Source organism: Pseudomonas sp. SORGH_AS_0199 (assembly GCF_031453735.1).
Taxonomy (GTDB): domain Bacteria; phylum Pseudomonadota; class Gammaproteobacteria; order Pseudomonadales; family Pseudomonadaceae; genus Chryseomonas; species Chryseomonas aestiva.
The window spans coordinates 4,837,697-4,854,326 of sequence record NZ_JAVJAE010000001.1 but is presented as its reverse complement, the minus strand read 5'-3'; the positions used below and the strand labels follow the sequence as shown (position 1 = coordinate 4,854,326).

Genomic DNA, 16,630 nt, shown 5'->3' with positions numbered 1-16,630 from the left:
GCTGCCGACGGGCAATTGGCATGATGGCCAATTGCCCTGCTGTGATGGCGGTTGCAGTCGAATTCACAGAGACACCTGGATGTCAGTCCTCTTCAAGAACGTCAACCGGTCCCGTGCCGCCCTTCGTGAGCGGCGGATTCCATGAGGGATCTGGTCCGTCCCGATTCGCCGACGGCCGAGTTGCACGCCGTACGCCGCTGGCTCGAAGTCGAGCGTAGCGCTCGCCAGCGCACCGAGCGCTCGCTGCACCTCATCGCTTCGGCCTTCGCCCTCTGCCGCGACGCCATGGCCGTGCTGACCGAAAGCGGGCAGATCATCGAAGCCAATGACGCCCTGCGCGCCCTGATGCTCAGTGCGGAGCGCAGTGTCAGCGGCCAGTACCTGTCGCACTACATCAAGTTGCCCGAGGCGGCCATCCGCACCTTCGAGCGCGACGGCTATGCCCTGTGCGAAGCCCAGTTCCACGTCTCCGCCAAGCGGATCACGCCGGTGGAGATCAGTCTGAGTCGCTTCGCCGGCGAGGCGGATCGCGAAGGCTACGTGGTCGCCAGTCTGAGGGACATCACCGAGCGCAAGCGCGCCGAGCAGGCGCTGGAGCGCATGGCGCTCAGCGACGCCCTGACCCAGTTGCCCAATCGCACCTCCTTCTACCAGGACTTCGAGGCGCGCCTGCAGGACCTCGAAGAGACCGGCAACCTCGCGGTGCTGTTCATCGATGTGGACGGCTTCAAGGAGGTCAACGACTCCCTGGGCCACGCCGCCGGTGACGAATTGCTCTGCGCCCTGGTGCGCGAGTTGCGCCAGGTACTGGGGGCCGGTGAGGTGCTGGCGCGCTGGGGTGGCGATGAATTCGTCGCCCTGCTGGACGTGAGCGATCGCGATCAGGCCCGTCAGGTCGCCGAGCAACTGGTGCAGGCGGTGGGCCGGCAGCAGTGCATCGCCGGCCACGATATCCGCGTATCGGCCAGCATCGGTCTGAGTCTGGCGCCCGAAGAGGGACTGGATGTGGAGACCCTGCTGCGCAATGCCGATGCCGCCATGTACGCGGCCAAGGCGGCCGGCAAGAGCCGGGTGCGCTGCTACGATCCGCAGCTGACCTGCGAGGCGCGCAGCAAGGTGACCCTGCTGGCCCATCTGCACGGCGCCATCGAGGCGGAGCTCATCACCTTCGTCCTGCAGCCCAAGTTCGATGCCCGCCAGCGCATGGTCAGCGCCGAGTTGCTGGCGCGCTGGAACTGTCCGGGCGTCGGCGCGGTGCCGCCCAACGTCTTCGTCGCCCTGGCCGAGCAGAACGGCATGGCCTCGGCCCTCGGGCGGTTGGCGATCCGCCGCGCAGCCGCTTGCGCCCGGGCCCTGCAGGACGCCGGTCTGCAGATCCCGGTGGCAGTCAACATCTCGCCGCTGCAGGTGGCCGATGATGAACTGGCCGAGGTTCTCGCGGCCGCCTGCGCCGAATTCGGCATCGAGCCCAGGGCGCTGGAGCTGGAGGTGACCGAATCGGTATTCCTGCAGCAGGGCACGCCGGAGCGGCGCCTGGCCGCCTTGCGCGAGCAGGGCTTTCGGGTGGCGATGGACGATTTCGGCACCGGCTATTCGTCGCTGGGCTATCTGCACCGCCTGCCCTTCGACACCATCAAGATCGACCGCAGCTTTCTGCTGGCGGTGGACGCCGACGACCGATCCCGGCAGTTGCTGGCGGGCATCGTCAGCCTGTGCCGCGCACTGGACATGCAGATCGTCGCCGAAGGGGTGGAAACCCAAGCCCAGTTCGAATTGCTCAAGGACCTGGGCGTGGACACCTTCCAGGGCTTCCTGCTGGGTCGCCCGCAATCCCTGGAGTGCCTGCTGGACGGTATCCGCGCCCGCTGCCGCTAGCTACGGCGTTCGGCCAGCACGCCCAGCAGGCAGACGCCGATCAGCAGCACCGGGGCCAGGGCATAGTTGTTGAACTGCGCCAGGCCCTTGACCACCCAGGGGGTCAGGAAGGTCATGGCGGCGCCATAGATGGCCAGGCAGGCCAGGGCGAAGGCCGGTATCCGAACGGCGGTCGGCAGGCTGCCCAGCCGCGCCTGGATGAAGGCGTTGACCTGGCTGCCGAACAGCACCAGCAGGGTGGCGGTGACCGCCAGGGCCACCTCGTCCAGGTGGCTGCGGCTCCAGCGGGAGAGGTCGGCGATATGGTCGAGTACGAAGTCCAAGGCAGAGCTCCTCGTCAGTCAGGCAGAAAGGATTGCAAGAGGTCGTTCAGGAACAGCTGGCCGCGGGCGGTGGGGCGCAGCCGCTGTTCATCCTCGGCCAGCAGGCCGGCGCGGCGCGCCGCGGCCAGTGCGGGCGCCAGGCTGTCCAGGGACTGACCGGTCCGCTGCGGATACCAGGCGGCGGGCACCCCGTCCACCAGGCGCAGGGCGTTCATCATGAAATCGAAGGGCAGGTCGGCCGGCGCCAGGGGTTTCGCGCCGGCCTGGAAGGTCTTGGCCGGGTCCAGATAGTCCTTGGGCAGGCGGGTCTTCCAGGTGCGCTGCAGAGTGCCGTCCGGGGCGCTGAGCTTGGCGTGGGCGCCGGCGCCGATGCCGAGGAAGTCGCCGAAGCCCCAGTAGTTGAGATTGTGCCGCGCCTGGCGCCCGGGCTGGGCATAGGCGGAGGTCTCGTACTGGTGGTAACCGGCGGCCGCCAGCCGCGCCTGGCCGGCTTCCTGGATGTCCCAGAGGGTATCGTCTTCGGGCAGCTCCGGCGGCTGGCTCCAGAACACCGTGTTGGGCTCCATGGTCAGCTGGTACCAGGACAGGTGGGTGGGCGCGAGCGCGATGGCCTGCTCCAGATCGCCGAGGGCATCGGCCACGCTCTGCTCGGGCAGGCCGTGCATCAGGTCCAGGTTGAAATTATCGAAGCCGGCGGCGCGCGCCCGGTCGGCGGCGCGAATGGCTTCATCGCGGCCGTGGATGCGCCCCAGGGCCTTGAGCTTGGCGTCCTGGAAGCTCTGGATGCCGATCGACAGCCGATTGATGCCCAGCCCGCGGTAGGCGACGAACTTGGCCTGCTCGAAGGTGCCGGGATTGGCCTCCAGGGTGATCTCGATATCCGGCGCGAAGCTCAGCCGCCGGGCCACGCCATCCAGCAGACGGCCCAGGGCCGCGGCGGAAAACAGACTGGGCGTGCCGCCGCCGAAGAAGATCGAGGTCAGCGGGCGGCCATGGACGTGCGCCAGGTCGTTGTCCAGATCCGCCAGCAGGGCATCGACATACTCGGCCTCCGGCAGGGTCGGGCCGGCCGCATGGGAGTTGAAGTCGCAATAGGGGCACTTGCGCACGCACCAGGGGATATGGATGTAGAGCGCCAGTGGCGGCAGGGCGAACACCTGGGTCACAGGCCGAGCCGTTGCTTGAGCTGGGCCATGGCGCGGGCGCGATGGCTGCGCTGGTTCTTTTCCGCCGGCGCCAGTTCGGCCGCGGAGACCGCCTCGCCATCGGGCTGGAACAGCGGGTCGTAGCCGAAGCCATGCTCGCCCTGGGCGGCATGGAGGATGCGCCCGGGCCAGAGGCCCTCGCAGAGGATCGGCAAGGGATCGTCGGCGTGGCGCACCAGGGCCAATACGCAGACGAACTGGCCGGTACGCTCGGCGTCGGGAACGTTACGCAGCACGTCGAGCAGCTTGGCGTTGTTGGCGGCATCGCCCTTACCGTCGGCGTAGCGGGCGGAATAGATGCCGGGAGCACCGCCAAGGGCATCCACCGCCAGGCCCGAATCGTCGGCCAGGGCCGGCAGGCCGGACAGGCGCGCCGCGTTGCGCGCCTTGAGGATGGCGTTCTCGACAAAGGACAGCCCGGTTTCCTCGGGTTCCACCTGGCTGAATTCGCCCACCGAGCGCACCCGCACCCGGTCGCCGAGCATGGCTTGGAGTTCCTTGAGCTTGCCGGCGTTGTGGCTGGCGAGAACCAGTTCGGTAAGGTCGGACATGGGAGACACCGCGTCGCGTTGAGAAGGGCGGCGTATTGTACGCGAAGCCGTGCCAAGGCTGGCTGCGCCACCCGTGCCTTACGTCATATCGCGACGCGCAGGTCGTGCAGGTGCGGCGCGCTGACCCGGTAGATGCCGATCTCGCCGAGCAGGTTCGGCCATAGCTTGCTGGCCCAGCCATGACGATGCAGGCGGTCCACGGCGAGACGATCCAGCACCTGGGCGCGCTGCTCGCGGCAGAGGCGTTCGAAGTCCTCGAAGGTGCAGAAGTGGATATTCGGCGTGTTGTACCAGGTGTAGGGCAGGAAGTCCGAGACCGGCATCCGTCCCCGGCCGCCCAGGTACAGCCGGCAACGCCAGTGACCGAAGTTGGGAAAGGTGATGATGCACTGGCGGCCGACCCTGAGCATCTCCTGGAGGATGCGATCCGGGTACTGCATGGCCTGCAGCGACTGGGTCATGACCACCACGTCGAAGCTGTCGCTGGCGAAGTTGGCCAGGCCGCCGTCGAGATCCTGCTCGATGACGTTGACGTCCTTGAGCAGGCATTCGGCGATCTTGTCCGGGTCGATCTCCAGGCCGTAGCCGGTGACCTGCTTGTGATCGCGCAGCCAGGCGAGCAACTCGCCGGTGCCGCAACCGAGGTCGAGGACCCGGCTGCCGGCGGGGATCCATTCCTGAATGATGTCCAGATCGGCGCGCACGGCAGCTATACCTCGATGCGGGTCATGTAGTGGGAGAAGGCCTGCAGATAGCGCGGGATGGGGATGAGGAAGGCGTCATGCCCCTGGGGCGCGTCGACCTCCAGGTAGCTGACGTCCTTGCGCGCGGCCATCAGGGCGTTAACGATCTCCTTGGAGCGCGCCGGCGAAAAGCGCCAGTCGGTGGTGAAGGAGACGATCAGGAAGCGCGCCTGCACTCCGGCCAGGGTCTTGGCCAGGTCGCCGCCCTGGGCATGGGCCGGATCGAAATAGTCCAGCGCCTTGGTCATCAGCAGGTAGGTGTTGGCGTCGAAGCGGCCGGAGAATTCCTCGCCCTGGTAGCGCAGGTAGCTCTCCACCTGGAATTCGACACTGTGGAAGTCGTAGTTGAGCTGGTCGGTCTTGAGTTCACGACCGAATTTCTCGCCCATGGCCTCGTCGGACAGGTAGGTGATGTGGCCGACCATGCGCGCCAGCATCAGGCCGCGCTTGGGGATCACGCCCTTTTCCTGGAAGTGGCCGGCGTGGAAATCCGGGTCCGAAAGGATGGCCTGGCGCGCCACCTCGTTGAAGGCGATGTTTTCCGCCGACAGCTTGGGTGCCGAGGCGATGGCCAGGCAGTGGCGGATGCGCTCGGGATAGCTTATGGTCCACTGCAGCGCCTGCATGCCGCCCAGGCTGCCGCCGATCACCGCCGCCCACTGCCCGATACCCAGGCGATCGGCCAGCCGGGCCTGGCTGTTGACCCAGTCCTCCACGGTCAGCACCGGGAAGTCCGCGCCATAGGCCCGACCGGTCTCGGGGTTCGGACTGCTGGGGCCGGTGGAGCCGTTGCAGCCGCCCAGGTTGTTGAGGGCGACGACAAAGAACTTGCGGGTGTCGATGGGCTTGCCGGGACCGATGCAGCTATCCCACCAGCCCGGCTTGCGGTCGTCCATGCTGTGGTAGCCGGCCGCGTGGTGATGGCCCGAGAGCGCGTGGCAGATCAGCACGGCGTTGCTGCGACTGGCGTTGAGTTCGCCATAGGTCTCGACCATCAGGTCGTAGGCCGGCAGGGTGCGACCACAGGCCAGGGCCAGGGGCTCGTTGAAGTGCAGCAGCTCGGGGGTGACCAGGCCGACGGAATCTTCGGGAATGACGCTGGGCATTGACGGCTCGTCCGGGGCGGGGCTCGCCAGTCTAAAGAGCACCGCCGGGAGCGGCAAGGGCAGGCGTGGCGCGGCGGCCAGGGATCGCGCCGCGCGTGGCGGGTGGGGCTAGCCGACCCGCGCCAGCGGCAGGGCGACTACGTTGTCGTGGCGTTGGGACGGTGCCGGCCGGTTGATCTGCTTGAGCATGTCGCTGACCTCGCTGAGCTGCCCGTGCAGGACGTCCTCGTGCACCTGCAGCCGACGCACCTGCTCCTGGCTGTTGAGGTTCTGCTGGGTGAGCTGCTTGAGCGCCAGCATGCTGGTTTCCAGCAACTGCTTCTGCTCGCGGGTGTGCTGCACCAGCGGGGTCAGGGCGCCGTCGTTCCAGCGCAGCACCTGGGCGTGGGCGCCTTCCTGCAGCGCCTGGACCTCCTGGGCGACGGTGGCGAAGAAGCGGCGGCCCAGGGCGCTCTGCTCGGTGAGCAGGGTCTTGACCTGGCGCTGCACCTCCTCGGTCTTGAGTTGCAGCTGGCGCAGCTCGCGGACATAGGGGCGGATGCGCAGTCGCGGCGCTTCCAGGGGATGCAGCGGATTCTCCACATTGTGCCGCTGGTAGACCGCGCCGAGCACCTTGTTGGCCCGATCCGCCTCGTTGTCCAGGGCCAGCAGGTCATGCTCGACCACGCGGAAGAAACGGGTGATGGACTGGTTGATGCCGACGGTGGTCAGGCTGGTGCGAAATTCCCGGCGGGCGGTGTCCAGGTGGGCGTCCAGGCGCTCCGGCGCGACCAGGTCGGTCAGCAGCTTGCGCTGCCCGGCCAGCATGTTCTGGGTGGTGCGCAGATCCAGCAGGCGGCGGTGGTAGAGGTCGTACTCCTGGCGCGTGCGAGCGGTCTGCAACTCCAGGCCGGCACCGGGCAGTTCCTCGTCGGCCAGTTGCGCGTACTGGGCGCGAATGGCCTCCAGGCGCTGTTCGATAAGCGTCCGGCTGGCGCCGAGCAGACCACTGGCCTGCTGCACGATGCGCTGCTGCAACAGACGCTCGCGGGCGCCGACGATGCGTTCGGCGAGCAGCTGTTCGAGGCTGTCCAGCTGGCTGCGCGCGAGCAGTTCCAGATCGCCGCGGACCTTGCCCAGCAGCGCCTGCTTGGCCGACAGCGGCAGGATGTGTTCGGCCGGCAGCGCCAGTTGCCGGGCGCTGGCCTGGCGGACGTTTTCCAGGGACTGGGCGACATGGGCGACCCCGCCGAGGTCGTCCCAGAGGCTGTCGATCTTGTTCATCACCGCGAACAGCCGCTCCGGGGCATCGCCCAGCGAGGGCTTGACGCACTGCTCCCAGAGCGCGAGATCCGAGGCGGTCACGCCGGTGTCGGCACCGATCAGAAAGAGCACGGCCTGGGCGTGGGGCAGCAGCGACAGGGTCAGTTCCGGCTCGGCGCCCAGGGCGTTGAGGCCGGGGGTGTCGAGGATGCGCAGGCCCTGGCGCAGCAGCGGATGGTCGATGCTGATCAGCGCGTGGCGCCAGGCCGGGATGCTGACCAGGCCGTCGCTGTCGAGTTGTTCCAGCTGCTCGGGATCGAAGCCCAGCTGCACGGCGGCGGCGGTTTCCACCTCGCGGGTCTCGGTGACCTTGGCCAGCAGGGCGGCCATGGCGTCCGGGTGACGGTCGTCCAGGGCGAAGCGCTGCCAGGCCTCGGGCGCCTTGCGCCAGGCGGTCAGGCTGCGCTCGTCCAGGCGGCTGTCGATGGGCAGCAGCTGCAGATAGGGACCGTCGGCCGCGGCGTCATAGAAGATCTCGGTGGGGCACATGGTGGTGCGCCCGGCCTGGGACGGCAGCATGCGCTGGCCGTAGTCGGCGAAAAAGAGGGCGTTGATCAGCTCGGTCTTGCCGCGCGAGAACTCGCCGGCGAAGGCGAGGGTGATGCCGTCGGCCTGCAGTTCGCTCTGGCAGGTCGCCAGGGCGGCGTCCAGCGCGGGGGAGGCGAGACGATTACGCTGCAACCAGTCGCGGTAGCGGCCCAATTGGGTATCGAGTTCGGCTTTCCACGTGGCATAGGCATCGACGTGGCGGAACAGGCGTTCCATAGGGGACTTCCTTGACCTGAACAGCAAAGGCTGGACGGTGCCCCAGCGTCCAGCGGGACGTCAATGCCGCCTCCGCCACGACGCGGCAGGCGGTCGTGGCGGGTGCGCGAGTGGTGCGTCAGAGGAAGGGGGCGAGAATCTGCGGCATGCCGGTGGCCGCGGCCAGCTGGCCGATGACGAAGCGGTCCAGCAGATTGATCACGATGAAGGCGAAGATCGGCGACAGATCCAGGCCACCCAGGCTCGGGAGGATGCGGCGGAAAGGCGCCAGCAACGGCTCACAGATCTGGTTGACCAGCTCGGCCGCCGGGTTGTGGGTCTGGGGCGCGACCCAGGAGAGGATGACGCTGACGATCAGGGCGAAGAAGAACACCTTGAGGAACAGCGACGCCACGCCCAGCAGCGCCCAGATCAGCAGGGCAGGGAACAGGCCGCCGATGCTGGCGCCGAGCAGCACCACCACGACCATCATCAGCGCCAGCTGGACCAGGATCGCCAGCACCAGGGCCGCCAGATCGACGCCGCCGAAGCCGGGAATGATGCGCCGTACCGGCTTGAGCAGCGGCTGGGTGGCGCGCACGGTGAATTGCGACAGCGGATTGTAGAAGTCGGCCCGCACCAGCTGCAGGATGAAGCGCAGCAGGATGATCAGCAGATAGAGGCTGCCGAGGGTCTGGATGACGTAGACGAGAGCTTGGGCGAAAGCGGACATGGATACTCCTTATCGATCCGGCAACTGGGCCAGTTCCGCAGCCCGGTCGGCCGCGGCGGTGAGGGCTTCTTCCACCAGGTCCGCGAAGGCCCCGGCTTGGAAGGTTTCGATGGCGCGTTCGGTGGTGCCCTTGGGGGACATCACCGAGCGGCGCAATTGTTCGGGGCTGCGGTCGCCCTGACAGGCCATGGCGGCGGCGCCGCGGGCGGTGTGCAGCGTCAGCTGCTGGGCGACCTCGGCCGGCAGGCCGAGCTTGGTGCCGGCCTCGGTCATGGCTTCCATCAGCAGGAAGAAATAGGCCGGACCGCTGCCGGAGACGGCGGTGACCGCGTCCAGCTGCTGTTCTTCCTCGACCCAGAGGGCCAGGCCGACCGCGGCGAGGATCTCCTGGGCGCGGGCGCGCTGTTCGGCAGTGACCTGGTCATTGCCGAACAGGCCGCTGGCACCCAGGCGCAGCTGCGAAGGCACGTTGGGCATGCAGCGTACCAGGGCGCGCTGGCCCAGCCAGAGTGTCAGGCTGGCGCAGGTGATGCCGGCGGCGACCGAGACGATCAACTGGTCCGGGCGCAGATGGGGCGCCAGCTCCTGGCAGACCTCGCTCATCACCTGGGGCTTCACCCCCAGCACCACCACGTCGGCATCCGCGAGCACGGCGCTGTTGCTGGCCTCGACGCGGATGCCATGGTCCCGGGCCAGGGCTTCGCGCTTGGCCGGGTTGCGATTGCTGGCGCTGAGCTGCCGGGCCGGCATGCCCTGGGCGAGCAGCCCGCCGATGATGGCGCCGGCCATGTTGCCGGCGCCGATGAAGGCGATGCGGGTGTCTTTCATCGAGACTTCCTAGGTTGAAGGGGTGGCGCCGTAGTCACGGGCGCCAAAGAGGGCGGTACCGACGCGGACCCAGGTGGCCCCTTCGGCGATGGCGGCTTCCAGATCCTGGCTCATGCCCATGGACAGGGTGTCCAGGCCCAGGTTCAGGGCTTCGCTCAAGGTGCGCAGTCGGGCGAAGGCGGCGCGCTGGCTGGCCGGGTCCTCGGTGGGTTCGGGGATGGCCATCAGGCCACGCAGGCGCAGGTTGGGCAACTGGCTGACCGCGGCGGCCAGGGCCGGCAGGTCGTCGGGGTGGCAGCCGGACTTGCTGGCCTCGCCACTGACGTTGACCTGCAGGCAGATGTTCAGCGGCCCGCGCTCGGGCGGACGCTGTTCGGCCAGGCGCTGGGCGATCTTCAGGCGATCCACCGAATGCACCCAGTCGAAATGGCAGGCGATGGCGCGGGTCTTGTTGGACTGGATGGGGCCGATGAAATGCCACACCAGTGGCAGGTCGGCCAGCGCCGGCTGCTTGTCCAGCGCCTCCTGCAGGTAGTTCTCGCCGAAGTCGCGCAGGCCCGCGGCGGCGGCCTCGCGCAAGGCGGCGGCGGGCTTGGTCTTGCTCACCGCCAGCAGGCCGACAGTCGCGGGATCGCGGCCTGCCGTCCGGCTGGCGGCGGCGATGCGTTCGAGTACGGTTGCGCTATTCTCGGCTATCGTGGACATTCAGCCCCTGCTTGCGTCGGCGCATCCGGCAGGCCTCGGCGTACCGGATGAGTGAGTGGCGGTGACCAGGTCAGACCGCCAGTGCTGCGCGGCATTCTACCTGCTTGCTCGACATCTGGGAGTCCCATGGATATCACCGAATTGCTGGCCTTTTCCGCGCGGCAAGGCGCCTCCGACCTGCACCTGTCCGCCGGCCTGCCGCCGATGATCCGCGTCGACGGCGACGTGCGCCGCATCAACCTGCCGGCCTTCGAGCACAAGCAGGTGCACGCGCTGATCTACGACATCATGAACGACAAGCAGCGCAAGGACTTCGAGGAATTCCTGGAGACCGACTTCTCCTTCGAGGTGCCGGGCGTGGCGCGCTTCCGGGTCAATGCCTTCAACCAGAATCGTGGCGCCGGCGCGGTGTTCCGGACCATCCCTTCCAAGGTGCTGAGCATGGAAGAGCTGGGCATGGGCGAGGTGTTCAAGAAGATCACCGACGTTCCGCGCGGCCTGGTGCTGGTGACCGGGCCCACCGGTTCGGGCAAGTCCACTACCCTGGCGGCCATGCTCGACTATCTCAACAACACCAAGTACCACCACATCCTCACCATCGAGGACCCCATCGAATTCGTCCACGAATCCAAGAAGTGCCTGGTCAACCAGCGCGAGGTGCACCGCGACACCCTGGGCTTCTCCGAGGCCCTGCGCTCGGCGCTGCGCGAAGACCCGGACATCATCCTGGTCGGCGAGCTGCGCGACCTGGAGACCATCCGCCTGGCGCTGACCGCGGCCGAGACCGGGCACCTGGTGTTCGGCACCCTGCACACCACCTCGGCGGCCAAGACCATCGACCGGGTGGTGGACGTCTTTCCGGCGGAAGAAAAGTCCATGGTGCGCTCCATGCTGTCCGAATCCCTGCAGGCGGTGGTCTCCCAGACCTTGCTGAAGAAGGTCGGCGGCGGCCGGGTGGCGGCCCACGAGATCATGATCGGCACCCCGGCCATCCGTAACCTGATCCGCGAGGACAAGGTGGCGCAGATGTATTCCTCGATCCAGACCGGGGGCGGCCTGGGCATGCAGACCCTGGACATGTGCCTCAAGGCGCTGCTGGCCAAGGGATTGATCAGCCGCGACGCGGCCCGCGAGAAGGCCAAGACGCCGGAGAACTTCTGATGGATTTCGACAGGTTCCTGCAGCTGATGGTGGACAAGGGGGCGTCCGACCTCTTCATCACCACCGGCGTGCCCCCCTCGATGAAGATCAACGGGCGCATGACGCCGGTCACCAAGGATTCGCTCACGCCGGATCAGTGCCGAGCCATCGTGCTGGGGGTGATGAACGACGAGCAGCGCCAGGAATTCCAGCAGAAGCGCGAGTGCAACTTCGCCATCAGCGCCCGCGGCATCGGCCGCTTCCGGGTCAGCGCCTTCTATCAGCGCAACCTGGTGGGCATGGTGCTGCGCCGCATCGAGGTCAACATCCCCACGGTCGAGCAGCTGCGCCTGCCGGAGATCATCAAGAAGCTGGCCATGACCAAGCGTGGCCTGGTGATCTTCGTCGGCGCCACCGGCACCGGCAAGTCCACTTCGCTGGCGGCCATGATCGGCCACCGCAACAAGAACTCGGCGGGGCACATCATCTCCATCGAGGACCCCATCGAATACATCCACCAGCACCAGGGCTGCATCGTCACCCAGCGCGAGGTGGGCATCGACACCGAGTCCTTCGAGGTGGCGCTGAAGAACACCCTGCGCCAGGCACCGGACGTCATCATGATCGGCGAGATCCGCAGTCGCGACACCATGGAGCACGCCCTGGCCTTCGCCGAGACCGGTCACCTGTGCCTGGCCACCCTGCACGCCAACAACGCCAACCAGGCGCTGGATCGCATCATCCACTTCTTCCCGGCCGATCGGCACGGCCAGACCTGGATGGACCTGTCGCTCAACCTCAAGGGCATCGTCGCTCAGCAGCTGGTGCCCACCACCGACGGCCAGGGGCGGCGCGCGGTGATCGAGGTGCTGCTCAATACCCCGCTGGTCGCCGACCTGATCCGCAAGGGCGAGGTGCATGAACTCAAGGCGCTGATGAAGAAGTCCGGCGAACTGGGCATGCAGACCTTCGACCAGTCGCTCTACAGCCTCTATCGTGACGGTGAGATCAGCTACGAAGCGGCCCTGGCCCACGCCGATTCCGCCAATGACCTGCGGCTGATGATCAAGCTGGGGTCGGAGACGGATGCCGATCACCTCAATCAGACCACCCGCAATCTCTCGGTGGACATGGGCGACGATCCGCCCAAGCGCTTCCGCTAGCCTTCGCCTTCGCCTTCGCCTTCGCCTTCGCCTTCGGCTGCCAGGGTCCTGGCCTCGCGCAGGGCCGCCACCAGGGCCTGGCGCGCCTGCTCCTGTTGCTCGGCGTCCGGGGTGCGCAGGATGTAGGAAGGGTGATAGGTGGCGATGATCCAGCGCTCGTCCAGCCGCAGCGGTCGTCCCATGAACTGCGCCAGGCCCCGGGGCTTGCGCTTGAGCAGGGCTTCCAGGGCAGTCGAGCCCAGGGCCACCACCACCATCGGCTGGATGTCGCGCAATTCCTGCTCCAGCCAGTAGCGGCAGGGGGCGATCTCCGGTCCCGGGGTGACGTGCTTGCGTCTGCGCCCCTGGGGAATCCACTTGAAGTGCTTGACCGCATTGGTCAGGAACACCTCGCTGCGCTCGAGGCCGGCCTCGGCCAGCGCCGCCATCAGCACCTGCCCGGCCGGGCCGACGAAGGGCCGACCCGCCAGGTCTTCCTGATCACCGGGCTGTTCGCCCAGCAGCAGGATGCGCGCGGTGCGCGGGCCTTCGCCGGCCACCGGCTGGGTGGCCTTTTCCCATAGCTCGCAGCGGCGGCAGTCATCGAGGGTGGTGGGCAGCGGTCGCTCCGGCTGCGCACGTTCCGCGGCGATCAATACCTCGCGACCGCTCTGGCGACCCACGGCCTCGGCCTGAGCCAGGCGCTGGGCGCCAGCGCGGGCTTCGCTGAGCAGCGCCGGGATCAGCGACCCTTCCGGCAGATCCTTCCAGAAGCGCGCCGGCATGTTGCCCCTCAGGGTGCGCGGATTGGCCCGCGCCGGATTGAAGGTGCTGCGGTAATAGGCGCGCCAGAGTTCATCGCCGGCGTTGCGGTCATCGTCTTCCGGGGTCTGCCGCGCCAGCTGCTGTAGCTCGGCGGGGCAGGGCTCCACCAGTTGCAGCGCCTGGCCGTCCCAGAGCGCGGCCGCCTCGGGGGTCGCGATCAGCCAGCTGCTGTTGCCCATGCGGTCGCAGAAATGCGGCGCCGCCAGGGCCAGGACGTCGTGGGCCGGCTGGTGCCAGGCCACCCAGGCCGGCGGACCGGCACTTTCCGCCCGCGGCCGAAAGCGCAGGAAGGCATGCACATGGTGGATCTCGCGGCGGATCGCCTTGACCCGGCGCTGCAATTCGCTGCCATCCTCGTCACCGGCCAGCATGGCCGCCCGTTCCCCCCGCGCGACCCGCCAGAGCACCTGGTAGAGCAGAGCCCAGCGATCATCGCTGCGAAAGCAGGCGGCGTAGTTCAGGGCCTCGGCCAGTTGGGGCGGAATGCGTATGGCGCCACTCGACGGCGGTGCCGTGGCCTCGACCGGTTCGTCGAACAGATCGCCCAGCCCACGACTCTCCTGCCAGCTCACCTGGGCCGGGGCGATACCCGCCTGGAGCAACCGGCGCGCTTCCTTGCGCCAGCCGGCGAAGGTGCCGTCGAAATCGACTCTCTGCATCTAGAGCAGGGCGAGCTGAGCGGGCGGTTCGGCGAGTTGCCGGCGCAGGTCGAGGGACTCGGCCAGGCGCGGCTGTGGCCGGTAGTCCTGGGTGATGATGAAGGGCCGCGCCTTCTCGACGCTGCATTTCAGGCGGATCAGATCGGCGTAGCGGATGCGCCGCTCGCGCCTGAGCTCCACCAGCCGCTTGGCCGAGAGCACGCCGATGCCGGGCACCCGGGCGATCAGCGCCTGGTCGGCCCGATTGAGATCCAGCGGGAAGATGGCCCGGTTGTGCAGCGCCCAGGCCAGCTTGGGGTCCACGTCCAGCGGCAGCTGGCCGTCTTCGGTAGGCAATTCCTCCGCCTGGAAGCCATAGCCACGCATGAGGAAGTCGGCCTGGTACAGGCGGTGCTCGCGCAGCAGGGGTGGCGGTTGCAGCGGCACCGTGCCCGGGCTTTCCGGAATGGGGCTGAAGGCCGAGTAGTAGACGCGCTTGAGGCGATAGGCGCCATACAGGGTCTGGGCGGTGTCGAGGATGGTGCGGTCGTCGGTGGCATCGGCACCCACGATCATCTGGGTGCTCTGGCCCGCCGGGGCGAAACGCGGTGCCTTGGCTTCGGCCTCGGCTTCCTCCAGGCCCAGGCGGATATTGCCCATGGTCTTGCGGATGCTGCTGCCGTTCTTTTCCGGCGCCAGCTTGATCAGGCTGCTCTCGGTGGGCAGCTCGATGTTGACCGATAGGCGGTCGGCATAGAGACCCGCCTGGGCGATGATCTCGGGATCTGCGTCGGGAATGGTCTTGAGGTGGATGTAGCCGCGGAACTGGTGCTGTTCGCGCAACAGTTGGGCCACCCGGGTCATCTGCTCCATGGTGTAGTTGGAGGAGCGGATGATGCCGGAGCTGAGGAACAATCCGCTGATGACATTGCGCCGGTAGAAGTCGAGGGTCAGCTGCACCACTTCCTCGGGCGTGAAGCGCGCCCGCGGCACGTTGCTGCTACGACGATTGACGCAGTACTGGCAGTCGTACTGGCAGAAGTTGGTCAGCAGCACCTTGAGCAGCGCTACGCAGCGCCCATCGGGGGTGAAGCTGTGGCAGATGCCCATGCCATCGGTCGAGCCCAGGCCGTCCTTGCCCTTCGAGCTGCGTTTGGGCGCACCGCTGCTGGCGCAGGACACGTCGTACTTGGCGGCATCGGCGAGAATGATCAGCTTGTCGGCGAGCTCCATCGAGATCTCCTGGACTGTGATTGCATACAGTATCCAGGAAGCGGAGCGTCGTTCAATGGCTTTGCGCCGGGCGGCGCCGAGTGGAGCGACACTCCGCCGGGCGGTAGCGACCCGGCGGAGCGAGGGGCGGGATCAGGACTTGCGGGTGCGCTTGGTACGCGGCTTGTCCGCGACGGGATCGGTTTCCGCCGCCAGGGTATTGGGCTGCTGCAGTACGCGCTTGGCCGACGCGAACCTCTTGGTCCAGTAGGGCTTGCTCAGGTGGTCGACGCGCACGCTCTCGCCACTGCGCGGGGCATGGACGAAACGATCGTTGCCCAGATAGATGGCGACGTGATCGATGCCGCTGCGCTGTCCGGTCTTGAAGAACACCAGGTCGCCGGCCTTGAGATCGCCACGAGCGACCTTGGGGCCCTTGAGCTGGGACAGCTCACGGGAGGTACGCGGCAGCTTGACGTTGTGTACGTCGCGATAGACGTAGTTCACCAGGCCGCTGCAATCCAGGCCGTTCTGCGGATTGGTACCGCCGAAGCGATAGGGCGTACCGACCAGGTCCATGGCGCGGGTCGCGACCTGGGCACCGACGTTGCGGGTGGCAGCCTGGGCGGTGGCCTGCTTACGGTGCAGGGCGCTGGTGGCGCGGGCGGCGTGCTTGGCGCGGGCGGCGGAGGCGGCCTGGGTAGGGTCCACCTTCGCGACGCGGCGAGCGGCGGCCTTGGGTGCGGGAGCGGCGGAGGCGTGCCGGGCGGCGGTCTTGGGAGCTGAAGCGGCGGTGACATGCCGGGCTGCGACCTTGTGGACCGGAGCGGCAGTGCGCGCTGCAGAGTTCTCTTTCGCTTGCACTGCCGCTGGCAGTACAAGACAGGCGGAGAGCCATGTCAGAAGAAATAAACGCATTGTCGTAGGGGTGTCTGAAGATCGAAGCGAGGGATTCTATACCAACCCTGTGGATATTTTGTGCACCTCTCATCAAGAAATTATGTAATTTTTAGCGGAAAGTGAGGTCCCTTGAGCGCCAACCAGTGAGACTCCCTGGGCATTCATCCAGTTTTCGACATAAAGTCACGGTGAAGGTAAGGGTGTAGGTAAGGCGGGTCTTTTCCTTAAGTCGCGAGGTCGTAGGCATGCGGTATCAGGACACCCACAGCAAGGTCATGGGCTATCTGCTGTGGATCTTCGGTTTTCTCGGCGCCCATCGCTTCTACTATGGCAAGCCGGTCACCGGCACGATCTGGTTCTGCACCCTGGGCCTGCTGGGTATTGGCTGGCTGATCGATCTGTTCCTGATCCCGGCCATGGATCGCGAGGCGGATCTGCGCTTCCAGTCCGGCTCCCTCAACTACAGCCTCGGCTGGATCCTGCTGACCTTTCTCGGCCTCTTCGGCGTCCACCGTCTCTACCTGGGCAAGTGGATCACCGCCATCCTCTATTTCTTTACGGCGGGTTTCTTCCTGCTGGGCGTGCTCTACGACTTCTGGACGCTCAACTCGCAGATCTCCGAGGAGAACCGCCGGCGGCTGGTGCGCTAGGTTCGGTT

Annotated in this window: 16 protein-coding genes; 4 read left to right on the top strand and 12 right to left on the bottom strand. The window is 67.2% G+C overall.

What is annotated here, in order from left to right:
- The first annotated feature begins 141 nt into the window (after nucleotides 1-141).
- Nucleotides 142-1,875: a bifunctional diguanylate cyclase/phosphodiesterase gene (locus QE444_RS22670; RefSeq protein ID WP_273860898.1), complete on the top strand. Its 1,734-nt coding sequence runs from the start codon at nucleotides 142-144 to the stop codon at nucleotides 1,873-1,875.
- Here the strand turns inward: QE444_RS22670 and QE444_RS22665 are convergent.
- From QE444_RS22665 to QE444_RS22625, 9 genes are all read right to left on the bottom strand, one after another.
- On the bottom strand, nucleotides 1,872-2,198 hold the full coding sequence (locus QE444_RS22665; RefSeq protein ID WP_133861465.1) for a DUF3392 family protein: 327 nt from the start codon (nucleotides 2,196-2,198) through the stop codon (nucleotides 1,872-1,874). The two genes, QE444_RS22670 and QE444_RS22665, sit on opposite strands and share 4 nt — an antisense overlap.
- A 14-nt stretch (nucleotides 2,199-2,212) precedes the next feature.
- A complete protein-coding gene (hemW, locus tag QE444_RS22660; protein ID WP_280308709.1) occupies nucleotides 2,213-3,364 on the bottom strand; it encodes a radical SAM family heme chaperone HemW in 1,152 nt (383 codons plus the stop codon).
- Nucleotides 3,361-3,954 carry an RdgB/HAM1 family non-canonical purine NTP pyrophosphatase gene (gene rdgB, locus QE444_RS22655; RefSeq protein WP_285387776.1) on the bottom strand — a complete coding sequence of 198 codons (594 nt, stop codon included), beginning with the start codon at nucleotides 3,952-3,954 and terminating at the stop codon, nucleotides 3,361-3,363. Before rdgB ends, hemW begins: the two co-directional genes overlap by 4 nt.
- An 83-nt stretch (nucleotides 3,955-4,037) precedes the next feature.
- On the bottom strand, nucleotides 4,038-4,658 hold the full coding sequence (metW, locus tag QE444_RS22650; protein ID WP_133861462.1) for a methionine biosynthesis protein MetW: 621 nt from the start codon (nucleotides 4,656-4,658) through the stop codon (nucleotides 4,038-4,040).
- 5 nt (nucleotides 4,659-4,663) lie between these two features.
- Nucleotides 4,664-5,803 (bottom strand): homoserine O-acetyltransferase, encoded by a 1,140-nt coding sequence (locus QE444_RS22645; RefSeq protein WP_133861461.1) that lies wholly within the window; start codon nucleotides 5,801-5,803, stop codon nucleotides 4,664-4,666.
- A gap of 108 nt (nucleotides 5,804-5,911) precedes the next feature.
- The gene (locus tag QE444_RS22640; RefSeq protein WP_133861460.1) at nucleotides 5,912-7,870 is read right to left on the bottom strand and encodes a dynamin family protein; all 1,959 of its coding nucleotides are present in this window, start codon (nucleotides 7,868-7,870) and stop codon (nucleotides 5,912-5,914) included.
- 118 nt (nucleotides 7,871-7,988) lie between these two features.
- The gene (locus tag QE444_RS22635) at nucleotides 7,989-8,582 is read right to left on the bottom strand and encodes a YggT family protein (protein ID WP_017640989.1); all 594 of its coding nucleotides are present in this window, start codon (nucleotides 8,580-8,582) and stop codon (nucleotides 7,989-7,991) included.
- 9 nt (nucleotides 8,583-8,591) lie between these two features.
- The gene (gene proC, locus QE444_RS22630; protein ID WP_285387780.1) at nucleotides 8,592-9,410 is read right to left on the bottom strand and encodes a pyrroline-5-carboxylate reductase; all 819 of its coding nucleotides are present in this window, start codon (nucleotides 9,408-9,410) and stop codon (nucleotides 8,592-8,594) included.
- 9 nt (nucleotides 9,411-9,419) lie between these two features.
- Nucleotides 9,420-10,115: a YggS family pyridoxal phosphate-dependent enzyme gene (locus QE444_RS22625; RefSeq protein WP_187980364.1), complete on the bottom strand. Its 696-nt coding sequence runs from the start codon at nucleotides 10,113-10,115 to the stop codon at nucleotides 9,420-9,422.
- Between the two features lie 126 nt (nucleotides 10,116-10,241).
- Between QE444_RS22625 and pilT the strand changes: the two genes are divergently transcribed.
- Entirely contained in the window at nucleotides 10,242-11,276 is a 1,035-nt protein-coding gene (gene pilT / locus QE444_RS22620) for a type IV pilus twitching motility protein PilT (protein ID WP_007161666.1), read from the top strand.
- Nucleotides 11,276-12,418, top strand: a complete 1,143-nt coding sequence (locus QE444_RS22615) for a PilT/PilU family type 4a pilus ATPase (RefSeq protein ID WP_133861457.1) — start codon at nucleotides 11,276-11,278, stop codon at nucleotides 12,416-12,418. The genes pilT and QE444_RS22615 overlap by 1 nt, the downstream gene beginning before the upstream one ends.
- Here QE444_RS22615 and QE444_RS22610 read toward each other — a convergent pair.
- From QE444_RS22610 to QE444_RS22600, 3 genes are all read right to left on the bottom strand, one after another.
- Nucleotides 12,415-13,881 carry a UdgX family uracil-DNA binding protein gene (locus QE444_RS22610; protein WP_309741784.1) on the bottom strand — a complete coding sequence of 489 codons (1,467 nt, stop codon included), beginning with the start codon at nucleotides 13,879-13,881 and terminating at the stop codon, nucleotides 12,415-12,417. The genes QE444_RS22615 and QE444_RS22610 overlap by 4 nt on opposite strands.
- Complete coding sequence (locus QE444_RS22605) at nucleotides 13,882-15,093, bottom strand: putative DNA modification/repair radical SAM protein (RefSeq protein WP_017640984.1); 1,212 nt, start codon at nucleotides 15,091-15,093, stop codon at nucleotides 13,882-13,884. It abuts the gene before it with no gap.
- A gap of 132 nt (nucleotides 15,094-15,225) precedes the next feature.
- Nucleotides 15,226-15,783: a C40 family peptidase gene (locus tag QE444_RS22600; RefSeq protein WP_133861455.1), complete on the bottom strand. Its 558-nt coding sequence runs from the start codon at nucleotides 15,781-15,783 to the stop codon at nucleotides 15,226-15,228.
- A 434-nt stretch (nucleotides 15,784-16,217) separates the two neighbouring features.
- Here QE444_RS22600 and QE444_RS22595 point away from each other — a divergent pair, with 434 nt between their 5' ends.
- The gene (locus QE444_RS22595) at nucleotides 16,218-16,622 is read left to right on the top strand and encodes a TM2 domain-containing protein (protein WP_133861454.1); all 405 of its coding nucleotides are present in this window, start codon (nucleotides 16,218-16,220) and stop codon (nucleotides 16,620-16,622) included.
- Nucleotides 16,623-16,630 lie beyond the last annotated feature (8 nt).